The sequence below is a fragment of the Streptomyces sp. NPDC056734 genome (assembly GCF_042790455.1).
Lineage (GTDB): Bacteria > Actinomycetota > Actinomycetes > Streptomycetales > Streptomycetaceae > Streptomyces.
In genome coordinates, this window is record NZ_JBHTZD010000005.1 from 61,075 (window position 1) to 75,445 (window position 14,371).

The window sequence follows — 14,371 nt, forward strand, 5'->3', positions numbered from 1 at the left end:
TCAATCCTGCTCTCCGCAGGAATGTGTTCAGAATTCATCGAGGCCACGGATCTAGCCCTGGGTCCGAGTAAAGACATACAAGAGGGCGATCCGCACAAACTGCCAACTCCAGAGCATCTTCGAAGATGGGACCCATTCCCCAAATCCATCCGAGACCAGCGGCAACCACCTTCCCACCAGACTCTACGAATACGCTCGAATAGCTGAGCCATTCACCGACCGGAAAGTACTGACCACCCAGGGCATCCTCAATCTCCAACGCCAGGCCGCATTGTCCGGCTCCAGCTGAAATTGGGTCGAAATTAAAAGGCTCATCGTTGCTGAAGTTTGGGCCCGATTCGTTTATCGGCTCAATAACCAAACCCCCCAACGCGGCAAGTACTTCTTCAGCCATCGGGTTCGGCGCGTATCCTTCCTGCCGCAAGGAGTCGACCCAGGGCCTGACATCCACTTTCCTCTGGGAGTGCCAGCCAGAGGAACTAAGAGCCCGGAGTAGGTCAGGACACAACGAATCAAATTTGATCATGACGGCTAACCAATACCAAGATGCTTCAGCAACCGCCCGCAGCGACCACATGGTTTGCCCGGTTCACCATGTCCAGCCGTATTCGAAGTCGGCATGGAGCAGTTTCTCGACTGCACCGTTCGCATCGTACCTCCCTTATAGCCTCGGCCCCTCTGCTGCCGAGCCTGAATGAGGCAGTGAACTTCGGCGCAACCTCCATGGTGGCCAACCTGTTCCAGAGCCTCCGCCAGGGCACCCTCAGCTTGCTGCCCATGCTTATTGCGTCCGTAGTACGTCTGGCCCGACGGAGACGTGTACTCAGAGGCGAACTTCCCCCCCCGGCTCGTTGCAGACCTCATCGGCGTACTCCGCCAACGGATCATTGTTATTGCACTTGTGGACAAGGACCGACGTAGCCCCAGCTACCACATAGTACGTATGCCGATCACTGACGGTCAGGTTATGAACCGTCGCATCGGTGGCCGTCCACCGTTCCACCGCCGTGATCTGGACATACGTGCCGGCACTGGTGCGCAGCCAGTCGCCTGAGGTCAGGTCGGTGGCGTCGATCCACTCGCCCAGTTCCGGGACCCAGAACGGGTGGCCGTCCGTGGCTGCGATTTCCGACGTCTGGGTGTCGGTCACCGCGATGGTGAGCTTTACCAGGTTCTTCTCGCCCTCGCCCTGGATCTCGGCGGTGACCGTTTCCGTTGCGGTTTCGCCGGTTTGTGGGTCGGTCGCCTGGACCTGGTCGCCGTTTCTCACCTGTTCGATCGGCTTGGTGGTGCCGTCGGCCATGAGGACCTGGGTGCCGGGGACGAAGCTGTTGGCGGGGTCGCAGGTTTCGGTGCCCTCGCCGGACGGCTTCGTGGGCAGGTGTACAGCTGGAGCGGGGTGCCGGGGGTCGTCAGCGACGACGCCAGGTCCAGGCACTTGTTCGCCAGGCCCAGCCAGGCGCCGGAGCCGTTCTCACCGAAGCCGGTGACCGACTCGACCTGGCCGTCCCAGGTCCAGGTCAGCGCCTGCTCGGAACCGTCCGCCGTGCGGGTCTCCGTATTGCCCGCGTCGTCGTACGCCAGCGAGGTCACCTCGGTCACCTGGGCACCCGAGTCGGCGATGCCTCGCGCTCGCGGCCCCACCCGGCCCGCCACCTACCCCCCTGGTGATCGACCACCACGCAAAGAGGCTGCCAGTCCCCCGAATCGTGAAGCCTCCCCCGCAACCCTCAGCCGTCCACCCAGCCACCCGCGCCGAACCCCGGCCGCCCCGGAAGGCTTCCGTCCTCCGAGGCGGCGAGTGCGGTCACGTGCCGATGGCGACCAGGTGGCGGAACCTGAGTTCCAACAGGGACTCAAGTCGGGTGAATAGCGCGGCCTCGGGGCGATCCATCGGTTCCCCGCGCGGCTTGCGGACCCGCTCCGGCAAAGCCTCCGGTTGCGCCCCGCCGCCCTCCACGGGCACCGGCACGACTGGCACCACGGCGTAAACCACCTTGCCGCCTGACGGGTGGTGGTAGGACTTCCACCGCTCGCTCATCTCCGCCACCAGAAGCAGCCCGCGCCCGTCCTCGTCATCCGGGTCAGGGGTCCGCATCCGGGGCTGCGTCCGGCTGCTGTCCCAGACCTCGACCGCCACCGTCGGGCCGGACACCCGTAGCCGAAGCCCGATCAACGGCAGCGTCTCGCGCTCCCGATACCCCGGCTCGGGGTTCGTGGTGCCGGTGGCCCGTACCGCATTGGTCACAAGCTCCGAGGCGATCAGGGTCACGGGCTCGGCCATGTGCCCGAGCCCCCAGTCGTCCAGCGCCTGGGCGGCGAACCGCCGCCCCAACGGCACCGCCTTGGGCTCAGCCGCGCACCGGAACCAGTACGTCATACGCTCCATGCCGCGCCCCCCTTCCCGTGCCGCGAACCGGTCGGGAGCAGTCTGCGGCGACCGGTGGCGGGCAGCAGACGATCAAGGACGTATGTCACGAGGGTCAAGGGTCGGTCCTCCCAAGTCGTTCAGGGCCACATCGGAGAGTGGTAGGAACAGGTCAGCCCCGGATCGGGGGACCCGTGAACTTCGGCGGCGTGATCTCCTCATCTCGACACGGACGACCGAGCACCACACGCGCTCGGGATCGCGACCCTGACCCGAAAACGGTCGCCATAGGGGTTTGGACAAGCGCGGTGGCGCGGGAAAACCACGCCTGGCCCCCGTGGGGGGAAGGGATGGGCCGGGGCGGACATCCGCACCGCCGCGCGCTCTGCGGCCTCGGCACGCCCCAAACCCGGCGTGCCGCGCCTTTCATCGGGTCCCGTCAGGTACCCGGATCGCGCGCCGGTTCAAGCGTCACGATCTCCGGATGGGTCACCGCGCGATGCGATCCGGTCACGTGAGTCACGGCCTGAAGCCGAGACCCCAAAAAGGTTGCCATGATCACGGGCCGCAACTTCTCCCGCTGCGCGTCCCACTCGCGTCCCCCGTCCTCCGGGCGCAGGGTCACGTGACAATCGATCGCCACCGCCCGGCCCACCACGTTCCGCCCCTCGTCAAAGACGAGAGAGTTGATCTCGGGGTGGATGCTGGGTTCCGGCCTGGGGCGGCCACGGCTGGCCCACCTGCGGGCTCGCGCGCTCCCCGGACTGCTCGACTGCCGGGAGCACGGGGCAAGGCACGGTGGCCAACGGGTTCACCTGCTCGGGCGGCGCGGGCTTGCCCCCGCCGAGCCGCGCGGCGATCTCTGCCGCGCTGCCTCCCTCGATCCGCTCGGCGCCCCGCTCCTCGGTCCACCGCATCGCATACCAGCGGCGTTCGCGAAACCAGTGGAACCAGAACGGGAACCGCGCGCCCAGGGCTTCCATGTCCCTGAGCTGCTGCCCGAACTCCTCGGGGCGTACCGGCTGCTCCGGGACGGCCGCGGGCATCTGCCGCGCCTGCCCCTGGCGCATGCCGGGGTACTCCCACTGATCACCTAATCCGGGGGCGTACAGGCCCTGTTGCACGGCGTCCATGCCCACCCTCCTAAGTTGGGATGCGTCCGAGGGGACGCTCCGTGGTCGGGCAACTACGAGCCTGCACCACCGAGAGAGAAAACGCAACAGTTGGAAACTCGACTGTTGAATATACGACAGGGGGCTACGCTGGACCCATGTCGACATCCGCGTCTCGAACCGTCCGGCTACGGCGGCTCGGGAAGATCGTTGAGCGCCTCCGCAAGCGCGCAGGGTTGACCCAGGGAGAGGCTGCCGAGGTGATCGGCGTCAACCGGGGCACCTGGATCGCCATGGAGGGCGGCAAGACCAACCCGCACAAGAGCAACGTGCTCAGCATCATCGAGAAGTTCGGCGCATCCCCCGAGGAAGCCGCAGAACTCAAGGCTCTCGCCGTGCGGCCTCAGGACCCCGCCTGGATGCGCCCGCTACGTGGCCGCATCCCCGACCGGTACGGCGAGTACATCGACCTCGAATCGGGAGCACTTTCGATCCACTCTTGGGAGCCGTCCCTCGTTCCCGGCCTCCTGCAGACCGAGCCCTATTCGCGCGCCCACGCAAGCAGCCTGCCGGGATCGACTCCTGAGCTGATCGAGGCGCGCGTGACGGCGCGCATGGGAAGGCAAGCCGCCTTCTCCGAACGTGGGGCTCCGCTGTGGGCCGTGATCGGAGAGGCCGCGCTGCGTTACGACGTGGGAGGCCCGGCCGTTCGCCGTGATCAGTTGGCCCACCTGCTCACAGCCGGCGACGAACCGAACACGACGATCCAAGTGATCCCGTTCGGCGTCGGCGCGCACGCCTCCATGATGGGGTCGTTCGCCGTCCTCTCCTTCGGAGAAGCAGCAGCGCCCGTCGTCTACCTCGAAACGCTCGGGGGCGATCTCTTCCTGGAAGAACCCGCCGACCTCCAGACCTTCCGCGACACCTGCGCGCATCTGCAAGCCACCGCGCTGACCCCCGCTGATACCCGTGGATTCATCAACGAGATCATCCAAGAAATCGAAGGGCAGGCGGCGAGCAATGGCCGAGTTGCACTGGCACAAGAGTAGTTACAGCGGCGACAACGGAGCGTGCGTGGAGATAGCCGAAGCTCCGCCCGTCGTATACGTCCGAGACAGCAAGGAACTCAACGGGCCACGGCTCAAGTTCACCGGTCCCGCTTGGCTCGCGCTCATCACCGATGTCCAAGGGGGTCAGTTCGACGCCTGACCCACCAGCCGCGCAGGACTCACGCGCCCCCGCTCCCACCATGGAGCGGGGGCGCTGGCACATACCGGCGGCAGGAACGGTGGCGCGCTGTTGCGGGGACCCGCTACGGCGCGTCAGCGAACCATCAGGCCCCGGGGCATCCCCCGAGTCCGCCGTGTACGTCGAGGACGTGCCGGTCAGGGTGTGCGGCTGGCTGCCGTACGAGTACTCCGTCGTCGCGTCCTTGGCGGTGTTCAGCCCCGGGTCGTGCTCGACCAACTGCTCGCGGTCGCCCAGCGCGTCGTACGTGTAGCTCCGCCAATAACCGCTGCTGGCCCCGGTCACATTGGTCGTGCCGTCGGAAACGTCAGGCCAGCTTGGCCAGTTGAGCGTTCACGACGGCGGCCGGTACGACGAAGTCACCCGAGACGCCACGACCATCAGGCACGGCACTGAGGTAGGCGACGGTGTTCCCCTTCCGAAGAACGACCACCTTGACGGACGCCTTCACCCCGTCCCGCTCGAACAACGCACCCAGCGCCATCGCCTGATCGGCACCCTCGGGCGCGAGTTCGGGGACCACCGCTTCGAAGTCCCGCGCCTCATCGTCCACGGTCGCGGTGAACCCGTCCGCGCACTCGCCGGCGGACCCGGCGAGGACGTCCATCACGGACTCGGCCTGCCCGTCGGCGTATTCAGCAAGCACGACGGTCACCGCCGCCCCCTCACCGACGGCCTCCCGGACCTCCGTGGACACCGGCTCGCCCACCACGACGCCGGACAGGGCCCGGCCCAGGGGCGCACAGGCATCCTGCGCGACCTGCACCTCGCGCAGGCCGTCGGCGTGGGAGACAGCGAATCCGTCCACCTCACGGGAGGCCAGCGACAGTTCCCCCAGGTCTCCGGCCTGCGCGGTGGCACTCCCTTGCGGAGCCGGCTTGAGCAGCTCGCCACCTCCACCCCCGCTCACTCCAGTGCAACCCGCCAGCACCACACCAAGTACCGCTATGAGCCCGGACCGTCCCGCACGCCCCATGCGCCCTATCCCCCTCCCTTGGGCTTCAAGTCACAGAAACACTCACGGCCGGGACTACTTGTCCAGTCATGCGAGGCCGCCAGCCTTTGCCCGAACGAGGATGGCAGCGGCCTCACGCACGGCGAGGATGAGCGCATCCCTCTCCTTGTCGATCTGTGAAACTCTTCCACCTGCCGAGTGGTATGCCTTTTCATAATCGACCCAGGATTCATAAGCGATTCGCACCGCCTCTGAACTGGCCCGACCTACGGAAAACTGCCGACTAAGCGCCAGAGGGGGATCATGACGCCCCATCCACAACTCGATGCCCGCTTTGACTGAGACGAACTCCGCGACAACCTCAATTACGTCGTTGCCGATCATGTTGCTGCCCATCATCCGAAGAGCAAGATTGATCGCAACCGAACCAGTCGGACTCCGCAACCCCTCCGGGGCCTCCCAATTCGACGCCTGCCCCTTGAGCGACTCCCATCCATCGACTGCCGAAAATATTCGCGTGGTTGCCGATTCACGCCACCCATAGCTCATGCTCGCCTGCGCATGTTGCGAGCCAGTTCAATGTCGTCATCGAGCAAGCTGCCTCTAAACGGGCTGCGGACGTCATCAAGAACCACAACGAGCAGAGATGTGCCGCTCACTGGAAGTTCCCCCCGAGCAAGCCAAGACGGAATCTTAAGGTTCTCGATGAACCCCTCCACTCCAGTCCGGGTGGTCACTTTGACCCCCCACAGCGTAGTCGCATCCACGACTACTTCCAGCTCTTCGTCAACCCGCACCACACCGTCACCCATTCCCAGGCTCCCACACTCTGCGCAACGTGAGTTGGTTGAATCGATCGAGCCGCCCTATCGGGATCACGAACTCAATCCTCACGGAACCTCCAGGCCCCTTGCGGTCATATCGGAATGCAGTGTCCGAGAACTCCTTAAGGAAGTCCTCATGCATTTCGTAGCGAATCGACCCGTTTGCAAAGGAGCCGCGATTCTGATACTCCTTCGCCACGCTCTTCTCTCCGAAGTAGACCGAAGCATCGCCATCTTGATGCGAGGCCGGGTTGGGGCCACTCTCCAACTCATGCGCCATGTCGTCAACCTTCGGCGTCCTATAAATAGAGACGACATTGCAGTTGTGGACCAGGACCGGCGTAACCCCAGCCACCACATAGTACGTATGCAGATCACTGACGGTCAGGTTATGAACCGTCGCATCGGTGGCCGTCCACCGTTCCACCGCCGTGATCTGGACATACGTGCCGGCACTGGTGCGCAGCCAGTCGCCTGAGGTCAGGTCGGTGGCGTCGATCCACTCGCCCAGTTCCGGGACCCAGAACGGGTGGCCGTCCGTGGCTGTGATCTCTGACGTCTGGGTGTCGGTCACCGCGATCGTGAGCTTTACCAGGTTCTTGGCGCCCTCGCCCTGGATCTCGGCGATGACCGTTTCCGCGGCCGTTTCGCCGGATTCCGGGTCGGTGGCCTGGACCTGGTCGCCGTTTCTCACCTGTTCGATCGGCTTGGTGGTGCCGTCGGCCATGAGGACCTGGGTGCCGGGGACGAAGCTGTTGGCGGGGTCGCAGGTTTCGGTGCCCTCGCCGGACGGCTTTGTGGGCTTGCCCTTCTCCTGCTGGGGCTCGGGCGCTGCCTTCTTCGCCTCGGCCTTCTTTGTCTTCTGTACCGCGTTGCCGGTTTTCTCGGCCGCCTTCTTGGCCGCGCGGGTCGCGGCTTCCTGGGCCTTCTTCTTCAGCTGGGCCGCCCGTTCGGCCGCCAGGCGTTTGGCCTCCTTCGCCTTGCGGGCCGCCTCGCGGGCCTTCTGGGCCAATTCGATGATCTTGCGGGCCTTCTCCTTGGCCTTCATCCACGCCTGGATCGCGCCCGCGATACGGTCCAGGGCCTTCACCACGGCCCCGATCTTGAAGATGGCCCCCCAGGGCAGCGCGCTGACCAGCAGGCTTCCGCACGACCACAGGTCACCCCGGGAGAAGCAGCCCTCCACGTCGTCCCAGCCGATGAGTCCCTTGAGGATGCCCCAGCCGTTCGAGAGGATGACGTCCCCGATGGTCATGTTCAGCTGGCCCTGGGCCCATGCCTCGTCATAGGTTGTCGGGCCGCTGGTGCCACCGCCCCCGCCGCCGTCCGCACGGGACATCAGCCCCGTCGGGTCGGCGAAGGTGACCGGGTTGTTCTCGCAGTACACGTACCCGTTCATCTGCACCGGGTCCGCCAGGTCCAGGACCGGGTCGGGGGACAGGAAGCGCCCGGTCGTCGGGTCGTAGAGGCGGGCGCCCAGATGGACCAGGCCCGCGCCCGCGTCCTCCGTGCCGCCGATGTAGCCCTCGTGCGAGCGCCAGGACGACGACTCCGTACGCTCCACTCCGAAGGGGTCGGTCTTGGAGAATTTGACCCTGTTGCCGGTGGCCAGCGCGACATTGATGTACGCCGTGCCGTTCTGGTCGGTGATCTGGGCCGACACTTCCGCCGCCGCCGTGCCCTGCGCGTGCCGCATGACCGTCGGGGCGCCCGGCTGGGAGTAGTAGCGCTCGGTGTAGGCGGCGCCGCCGGCCGCGTTCACCGAGATCGTCGACTCGCCGAGGTACAGGGTGCGTTCGGTCGCCGAGACCGACATCAGGCGGCTGCCGTCACCGCCGTAGATGTACGTCGTCGCCTTGTCCGGCACCCATGACTGGGCCTGTCCGGCCGCGTCGCAGGTGTACAGCTGAAGGTCCGTGCTGTCGGTGGAGTTGGCGCCCGGTACGTCGAGGCACTTGCCGGAGGCGACGTGCTTGAGCTTGTTGCCCGTGGGCAGTGACGTCCACTGCTGGCCCGCCGCGCCCGTGCAGTCGGCGATCACCACCGGGGTGCCATTCGCCGTGGCACCGTTCTTGGGCACCGCGCACTTGCCGAGGATCTTCAGCGCGCCTGTCGAGGGAGTCGCGGCGGAGGCCGGGTCGATCCGCAGTTTCTGTGCCTTGGAGCCGTTGCAGGTGTACAGCTGGAGCGGGGTGCCGGGGGTCGTCAGCGACGACGCCAGGTCCAGGCACTTGTTCGCCAGGCCCAGCCAGGCGCCGGAGCCGTTCTCACCGAAGCCGGTGACCGACTCGACCTGGCCGTCCCAGGTCCAGGTCAGCGCCTGCTCGGAGCCATCGGCCGTGCGGGTCTCGGTGTTGCCCGCGTCGTCGTACGTCAGCGAGGTCGCCTCGGTCACCTGGGCGCCCGAGTCGGCGGTGTAGGTCGAAGACGTGCCGGTCAGCGTGTGCGGCTGGCTGCCGTCCGCGTTGCCGTACAGGTACTCCGTCGTCGCGTCCTTGGCGGTGTTCAGCCCCGGGTCGTGCTCGATCAGCTGCTCGCGGTTGCCCAGCGCGTCGTACGTATAGCTCTGCCAGTAACCGCTGTTGGCGGCGGTCACATTGGTCGTGCCGTTGGCGTACTTCGGGGCGGCCAGGGTCTGGCCGGCGGCGACGCACGAGGCCGGTGCCGTCCATGCCTGGGTCAGCTGTCCCAGGCCGTCGTAGGTGAAGCACTGGCGATCGGTCACCGAGTTGGACGTGTCCGCGATCGAGGTGATGTTGCCCGCCGGGTCGTAGGCGTAGCCACGGGAGTTGACACGGTTGCCCGTGACGCCGGTGGTGTCACTGGTCGACTGGCGGTCGACGATGCTCTGGGTCAGTTCACCCGTGGCCTCGTCGAACAGGTTGGTCGTCCACACCCGATTGGGGTTCTCCCCGCTGACCGTGCGCAGCACCTGGCCGTAGGGGGAGTACGAGGTCTGGGAGGTGTACCAGGCCAGGCCGGACGTGGAGACGGGCAGGCCGTCCTCGTTGTAGCGGATGGCGAGCTTCTCGGCCGGGAGGGTGCCGACCGCCGGAAGGTTGACCGCCTCCAGCTGCCCCATGTCCGAGTACTCGAAGCCGTAGGTGTACTCGGGCTGGAGGTGGTACGCCATCGCGACCGACTCGGGGATGGTGATCTTCTGGCCGGTCGGCTGGTAGTCGGCGGTGTAGCCGGTGACCGCGGTGGTGTACGCCTGGCCGTCGGTGTAGCGGGTCTGCGAGGTGGGGAGGCCGGCCCCGCCGATCAGGGTGTCGTACACCGTCTTCGTCAGCAGGGTCCCGGTGGCGGAGCCCTCGCGCTGCTCGGTGGGGCGGCCCAGGACGTCGTACTCCGTGTGGACGGCCGCGTTCTCGGTCGTGACCAGGGTGGGCCGGTCCATGACGTCGTAGGCCGTGGTGGTGGTGCCGGCGTCCGGGTCCACCGCCGCGGTCTCCCGGCCGCGGGCGTCGTACGTCCAGGTCCAGCGGGTGCCCTCGGAGTCCTCGGCCGCCACCTGGTCGCCGCGCGCGTCGAAGGTGTACGTCGTCGCGCGGTACGCGGAGCGCAGGGCGTCGGTGTAGGTGTCGACGCGTACCGTGCGGCCGAGCGCGTCGGACCAGGTGCGCTGGGCGGGGGCGCCCTGCGGCGGGATCACCGTGGAGTTGTCGTACCCGTACTCGTAGCGGGTCGCCTTGGCGGGTACCTCCTGGCCGTTGAGGTACGGGGTCTCCGCCAGGGTGCGGCCCACGCCATCGTACGAGTAGAGGGTGGCGTTGGGGACCTGGTAGTCCGACTTCAGGTCGAACGGCTCGGTCGTCGGGGCGCCCTCGGCGAAGTAGGCGTTGTTGGTCTGCCGGATGGTGCCGTCGGCGCTGTACAGGGTGTCGGTGATCAGCCGGCCGCCGCCGACCGCCGGTTCCTGGCGCTGGCGTTCACGGCCCAGGCCGTCGTAGATGACGACGGACGCCTCGTAGCCGCCCTCGGCGGTGAGCGCCTCGGTGGTGATCGAGACGGGCTGGCCGATGGTGGTGCTGTAGCTGAACCTCGCCGACGGGGACTGCGTGGTCGGCCGGGTCGCTGCCCACACCTCGGTGGAGCGGCCCAGCGCGTCGTAGGCGAACGTCGTGGTGCGGCCGTTGGCGTCGCGCTCGGACAGCGCCACCCCGCGCCCGGGCTCCAGTTCGGTGACCTCGCTGTGCTGGAGCGCGTCGGTGGTCTCGATCTCGTAGACCTGGCCCTGCGCCGGGCGGTAGACGGTGGTGGACGGGTTGCCCTCGGCGTCCTTGGTGGAGGTCGTGCGGCCGTAGGAGTCGTAGGCGATCTCGCCGTCCTTCACCCAGCCGCCGCCCGCGCCGGTGATGGCCCAGGTGATGGTGGGGCTCGGGGAGGCTGGGACGGCCGTGGCGCTGTACGCCGTGGCGCCGTCGTAGCCGATCCGGGAGCCGTCGATCCAGTCCGCGGCGGTCGCGGTCGCCGCCTGCGCGCAGGTGCCGGCGGTGGTGAGGGTCTGGGTGGCCAGACCGATCAGGTGCTTGGTCGTGTTGTGGACGTACGACATGACGGTGCAGTTCTCGTCGCCCGTGCGGCCCGTGTCGCCCTGGTCCTCGACCTGGGTGGGCAGGCCGTAGGTGCTGTCGTAGGTGTAGACGGTCTTCAGTGAGCGCCAGGTGCGGGTGTCGTCGCCCGTGCCCGAGGAGCGGGTGAAGGTCAGGCTCTGGCTGTCCAGGACCCGGTAGGCCTCCAGGGGCGGGATGCCCAGGTCGCGGGTGCGGGTCGCCAGCAGGACGGACCTGGGGTAGTCGACACTGCGCGTCAGCAGCTCACCGTTGTACTTCGCGTACGTCAGCGTCTCGGCGACCCGGCCCGCGTACTGCTTGAGGTCGACGGCGATGGGATCGCCGGCGCTGTCGCTGACGGTGACCGAGCGGGAGCCGCCGCCGGGGAGCGGGTCACCGTCCATGCCCCGGAAGTACCGGAGTTCGGTCATGCCCCGCTGGGTGGACATATAGGGGGTGGAGGAGTCCGCGCCGGTGATCGTGCGCACTCTGGCGTAGCCGCGCCACTGGTCGTAGGTGCGGGTCGTCTTCTTGGAGAACTCCGCCTGGTTCAGTGCCCAGGCGGCTCCGCCGAGATACTCGTACGAGGTGGTGACGGGCGGGACGCCGGTGAGGGCGGGCAGTTCCTGGACGGACGCGACGCGGTACTTGTAGAACCAGTCGATCTTCTCGACCTCCGGGTCCGCGTGCCAGTACACCGGGTAGCACAGACCGGTGTTCTCGTGCGGTTCGGGGAAGTCCCCGTCGACCTTGCAGTCATCCGTCGGGTTCTCGTAGGTGACGAGGGTCTCGCCGCCGTACTCGCTCACCACCCGCTGGACGCGGAGCCGGTCGAAGGCCGGGTTCGGGTCGTCGGCGCCGCGTTTGACGCGGTTGGGCATCGAGACGCTGTTGGCGAGGAACTGCACCGGGTTGAGTGTCTGGGGCTCGCCGTCCACGGCGTATCCGGTGCGGGTGATCGACTCCAGCCACAGGGCCGTGCCCTCGTCGGTGAGGTCGGCGGGGAGCGACTGCTGGAGCGTCCAGCTGTCCGTCCTCGACAGGGCGGTGGAGCCCTCGGTGCGCTGGGTCCAGGTGGTCACCTGGGCCAGGCGTTTGCGCGACCAGAAGGTGGGGACGGGGACGTAGCACTCCTTGCCCGCGGCGCAGTACAGGTCGGCCGGGGTGTCGTACCAGATGCGGTTCCTGGCGAACTCGCCGGAGGTGAAGTTGTCGTCGCTGTCGGTCTCCGACGTGCAGGCGAGGTCGCCCTCCTTGAAGCAGCGCTCGGCGACGTCGAAGGTGACCTGCGCGATCGGGGCCGCGTACATGTCGGCACTGGTCAGGCCGTACTCGATGCGCCTGAGGTAGCCCGCGCGGTCGTAGGTGACCGGGGTCTCGTAGCCGTTGTTCTGCGCGTAGTGGTTCTTCTCCTTCGTCCAGTACAGCGACATGGCGTTGCCGTCGGTGTCGACGACGTAGTCCAGGTTCCAGCGCCATGCCTGGGCGCAGAAGGAGCCCGCGAAGTCGCCCGCCTGGTAGCAGGGTTCGCCCTCCTGGTTGCCGGCGACGGGGACGGTGAGGGTGGAGTTGGTCGTGGGGTCGCCGGTGCCGAAGCCGGGGAGCAGATGCCGTCCGAACCAGTACTGGGTGCCGTCCCGGGTGGTGACCCGCCAGTACTCGCCGTCGGCGTCGCCGTTGCCGAAGCCGGTGTACCTCAGCAGTTCGACGCGTGAGCCGTCGCCGTTGGCGGTGACCCACTTGTCGCCGTACGGGGAGGTCGCACTGTCGGGCAGGACCAGTTCGGTGGTGGCCCCGCCCAGCGTGAGCGTCGCGTTGTAGGAGCCCCAGCACAGGTCGCTGGTCTTCTTGGTGCTGTTGTTGCCGTCCTCCTGGTCGTCCTGGCAGGAGGTGTAGGTGCGGGTGATGGAGCCCGGGTTGTACTCCCAGCCGTCGCCGACCCAGGACGGCTGGTTGTTGGAGGCGGAGGTACGGCCGTCCACCGACTGGGAGTTGTAGTCGAACGACACGGCCGGGGAGGGGCCGCCGGGGACGGACGGGATCTGGAGCGGATAGCCGTAGCTGAACGCGCCGGAGTTGCCGCCCGCCGACCACGAGCCCGCGCTGACCAGGGGGGTCGCGCCGAAGTCGCCCTTGGAGCCGGACCCGGAGTCGGTGGCGAGCAGGACGGAGGAGCCGGAGCCGGCGGCCGCCTGCGCGAGGGACGCGAGGTGGACGCCGCCCGGGTCGCCGGGTCCGTCGTAGAGCGCGTCGGTGACTGTGCCCTCGGAGGCGGTGGAGTCGGTTGAGGTGGTGGAGTCGGCGGAGGCGGTGGAGGCGGCGGGCTCCGTGGACGCCGTGGAGGCTGCGGGCTCCGTGGACGCCATGGACTCCGTCGTGCCGCCCGCGGCGAGGGCCTCGGAGTCGACGGTCGCGAGGATCTTGCGCTCGTACACCGGCTTGCCGTCGGTGTCCGTGCCGGTCTGCTCGACGACGTTGTCGGTCACCACGTCGGTCGGCTCCGCGCAGCCCGCCGTCTCCGGCGTGGTCAGGAAGCACGCCGGATACTGCACGAACGACAGGCGGTCGGCCCAGTTGGCGCCGTACAGCTCGGAGAAGTCCGTGTAGTCCAGGGCGATGACCGCGTCCCCGGTGGCGGTGGCGGGCGGGGTGACGGTGAGGGCGACGCCCTCGATGGCGGTGGTGGCCAGCTCGGCCTGACCGGCCAGCGCGACCTGCCACTCCCCCTCCAGGGCGGTGGCCTGGGCCGGGTCGGCGTCCGTGGGGGCGCCGATCTCGACGGGCAGGGCCGTGCTGCCGTCCAGGCTGCTGATCGGCACCAGCTCGCCGGGGGTCAGACCCGTGAGGTCCTTCGCCACGGTGCCGCCCTCGGGGGCGGTGACCTGGGTCGGCTCGTACTCGACGGGCTGCTCGGCCTCACTGGTCGTCAGCTCGGCCAGGTCGCCGCCGGTTTCGCCTTCCGCCGCCTCCGTGACGGGCAGGTCGACCAGGTCGACGCCGCTGCGGTCGTCCGACGGCGGCAGCGCCGCCGCGACGGGTGCGACACCGGCCACCAGCGCCACCACGAGCGCGCCGATCACCCCGGTACGCACCCTCATCCGTGCCTGGCGGCCGGCCCGCGTCAGGACGCGTTCCCGTCTGCCGCTCCAAGAAAGTGATCCCCACACAGCGGCAGCCCCCGCGGACACAGTTCCTTCACCTTGAGGTCACGAATGCTGAACGACTGGTTCACACAAAGTCAACAGTTGTGAAATGGATCACGGAGCGAATTCCCACAGGTTTATCAAAAGCTGCTGAATGAATTGTTT

Annotated in this window: 10 protein-coding genes and 1 pseudogene; 3 read left to right on the plus strand and 8 right to left on the minus strand. The window is 67.6% G+C overall.

Annotation, left to right across the window (positions count from 1 at the left end; all coding sequences use genetic code 11):
• Positions 1 to 34 precede the first annotated feature (34 nt).
• The 5 genes and pseudogenes from ACFRFC_RS08740 to ACFRFC_RS08760 all read right to left on the minus strand — a co-directional run bounded on the left by ACFRFC_RS08740 (position 35) and on the right by ACFRFC_RS08760 (position 3,501).
• Entirely contained in the window at positions 35 to 577 is a 543-nt protein-coding gene (locus ACFRFC_RS08740; RefSeq protein ID WP_382689680.1) for an SUKH-3 domain-containing protein, read from the minus strand.
• Positions 578 to 892: 315 nt separating this feature from the next.
• Positions 893 to 1,357, minus strand: a pseudogene (locus tag ACFRFC_RS08745) (polymorphic toxin-type HINT domain-containing protein); the annotation flags it as partial.
• Positions 1,267 to 1,602, minus strand: a complete 336-nt coding sequence (locus tag ACFRFC_RS08750) for a hypothetical protein (protein WP_382689875.1) — start codon at positions 1,600 to 1,602, stop codon at positions 1,267 to 1,269. The gene ACFRFC_RS08750 and the pseudogene ACFRFC_RS08745, both read right to left, overlap by 91 nt.
• Positions 1,603 to 1,807: 205 nt before the next feature.
• Positions 1,808 to 2,389 carry an ATP-binding protein gene (locus tag ACFRFC_RS08755; protein ID WP_382689682.1) on the minus strand — a complete coding sequence of 194 codons (582 nt, stop codon included), beginning with the start codon at positions 2,387 to 2,389 and terminating at the stop codon, positions 1,808 to 1,810.
• A gap of 650 nt (positions 2,390 to 3,039) precedes the next feature.
• Complete coding sequence (locus tag ACFRFC_RS08760; RefSeq protein WP_382689684.1) at positions 3,040 to 3,501, minus strand: hypothetical protein; 462 nt, start codon at positions 3,499 to 3,501, stop codon at positions 3,040 to 3,042.
• Positions 3,502 to 3,638: 137 nt separating this feature from the next.
• Here ACFRFC_RS08760 and ACFRFC_RS08765 point away from each other — a divergent pair, with 137 nt between their 5' ends.
• The 3 genes from ACFRFC_RS08765 (at position 3,639) to ACFRFC_RS08775 (ending at position 4,981) form a co-directional block, all read left to right on the plus strand.
• Positions 3,639 to 4,529 carry a Scr1 family TA system antitoxin-like transcriptional regulator gene (locus tag ACFRFC_RS08765; RefSeq protein ID WP_382689685.1) on the plus strand — a complete coding sequence of 297 codons (891 nt, stop codon included), beginning with the start codon at positions 3,639 to 3,641 and terminating at the stop codon, positions 4,527 to 4,529.
• A 25-nt stretch (positions 4,530 to 4,554) separates the two neighbouring features.
• Positions 4,555 to 4,689, plus strand: coding sequence for a DUF397 domain-containing protein (locus tag ACFRFC_RS08770; protein ID WP_382689686.1), 135 nt, complete (start codon positions 4,555 to 4,557; stop codon positions 4,687 to 4,689).
• A gap of 154 nt (positions 4,690 to 4,843) precedes the next feature.
• A complete protein-coding gene (locus ACFRFC_RS08775; protein WP_382689688.1) occupies positions 4,844 to 4,981 on the plus strand; it encodes a hypothetical protein in 138 nt (45 codons plus the stop codon).
• A gap of 54 nt (positions 4,982 to 5,035) precedes the next feature.
• Here ACFRFC_RS08775 and ACFRFC_RS08780 read toward each other — a convergent pair whose 3' ends face one another.
• The 3 genes from ACFRFC_RS08780 to ACFRFC_RS08790 all read right to left on the minus strand — a co-directional run bounded on the left by ACFRFC_RS08780 (position 5,036) and on the right by ACFRFC_RS08790 (position 14,155).
• On the minus strand, positions 5,036 to 5,638 hold the full coding sequence (locus ACFRFC_RS08780) for a hypothetical protein (RefSeq protein WP_382689690.1): 603 nt from the start codon (positions 5,636 to 5,638) through the stop codon (positions 5,036 to 5,038).
• Between the two features lie 132 nt (positions 5,639 to 5,770).
• Entirely contained in the window at positions 5,771 to 6,082 is a 312-nt protein-coding gene (locus ACFRFC_RS08785) for a hypothetical protein (RefSeq protein WP_383112597.1), read from the minus strand.
• A gap of 405 nt (positions 6,083 to 6,487) precedes the next feature.
• A complete protein-coding gene (locus tag ACFRFC_RS08790; RefSeq protein ID WP_383112598.1) occupies positions 6,488 to 14,155 on the minus strand; it encodes an RHS repeat-associated core domain-containing protein in 7,668 nt (2,555 codons plus the stop codon).
• Positions 14,156 to 14,371 lie beyond the last annotated feature (216 nt).

Bases quoted from the DNA above. Each gene is read 5' to 3' on its own strand.
- ACFRFC_RS08740 (WP_382689680.1), bottom strand. From the start codon at position 577: ATGTGGTCGCTGCGGGCGGTTGCTGAAGCATCTTGGTATTGGTTAGCC.
- ACFRFC_RS08755 (WP_382689682.1), bottom strand. From the start codon at position 2,389: ATGGAGCGTATGACGTACTGGTTCCGGTGCGCGGCTGAGCCCAAGGCG.
- ACFRFC_RS08760 (WP_382689684.1), bottom strand. From the start codon at position 3,501: ATGGACGCCGTGCAACAGGGCCTGTACGCCCCCGGATTAGGTGATCAG.
- ACFRFC_RS08765 (WP_382689685.1), top strand. From the start codon at position 3,639: ATGTCGACATCCGCGTCTCGAACCGTCCGGCTACGGCGGCTCGGGAAG.
- ACFRFC_RS08785 (WP_383112597.1), bottom strand. From the start codon at position 6,082: ATGATGGGCAGCAACATGATCGGCAACGACGTAATTGAGGTTGTCGCG.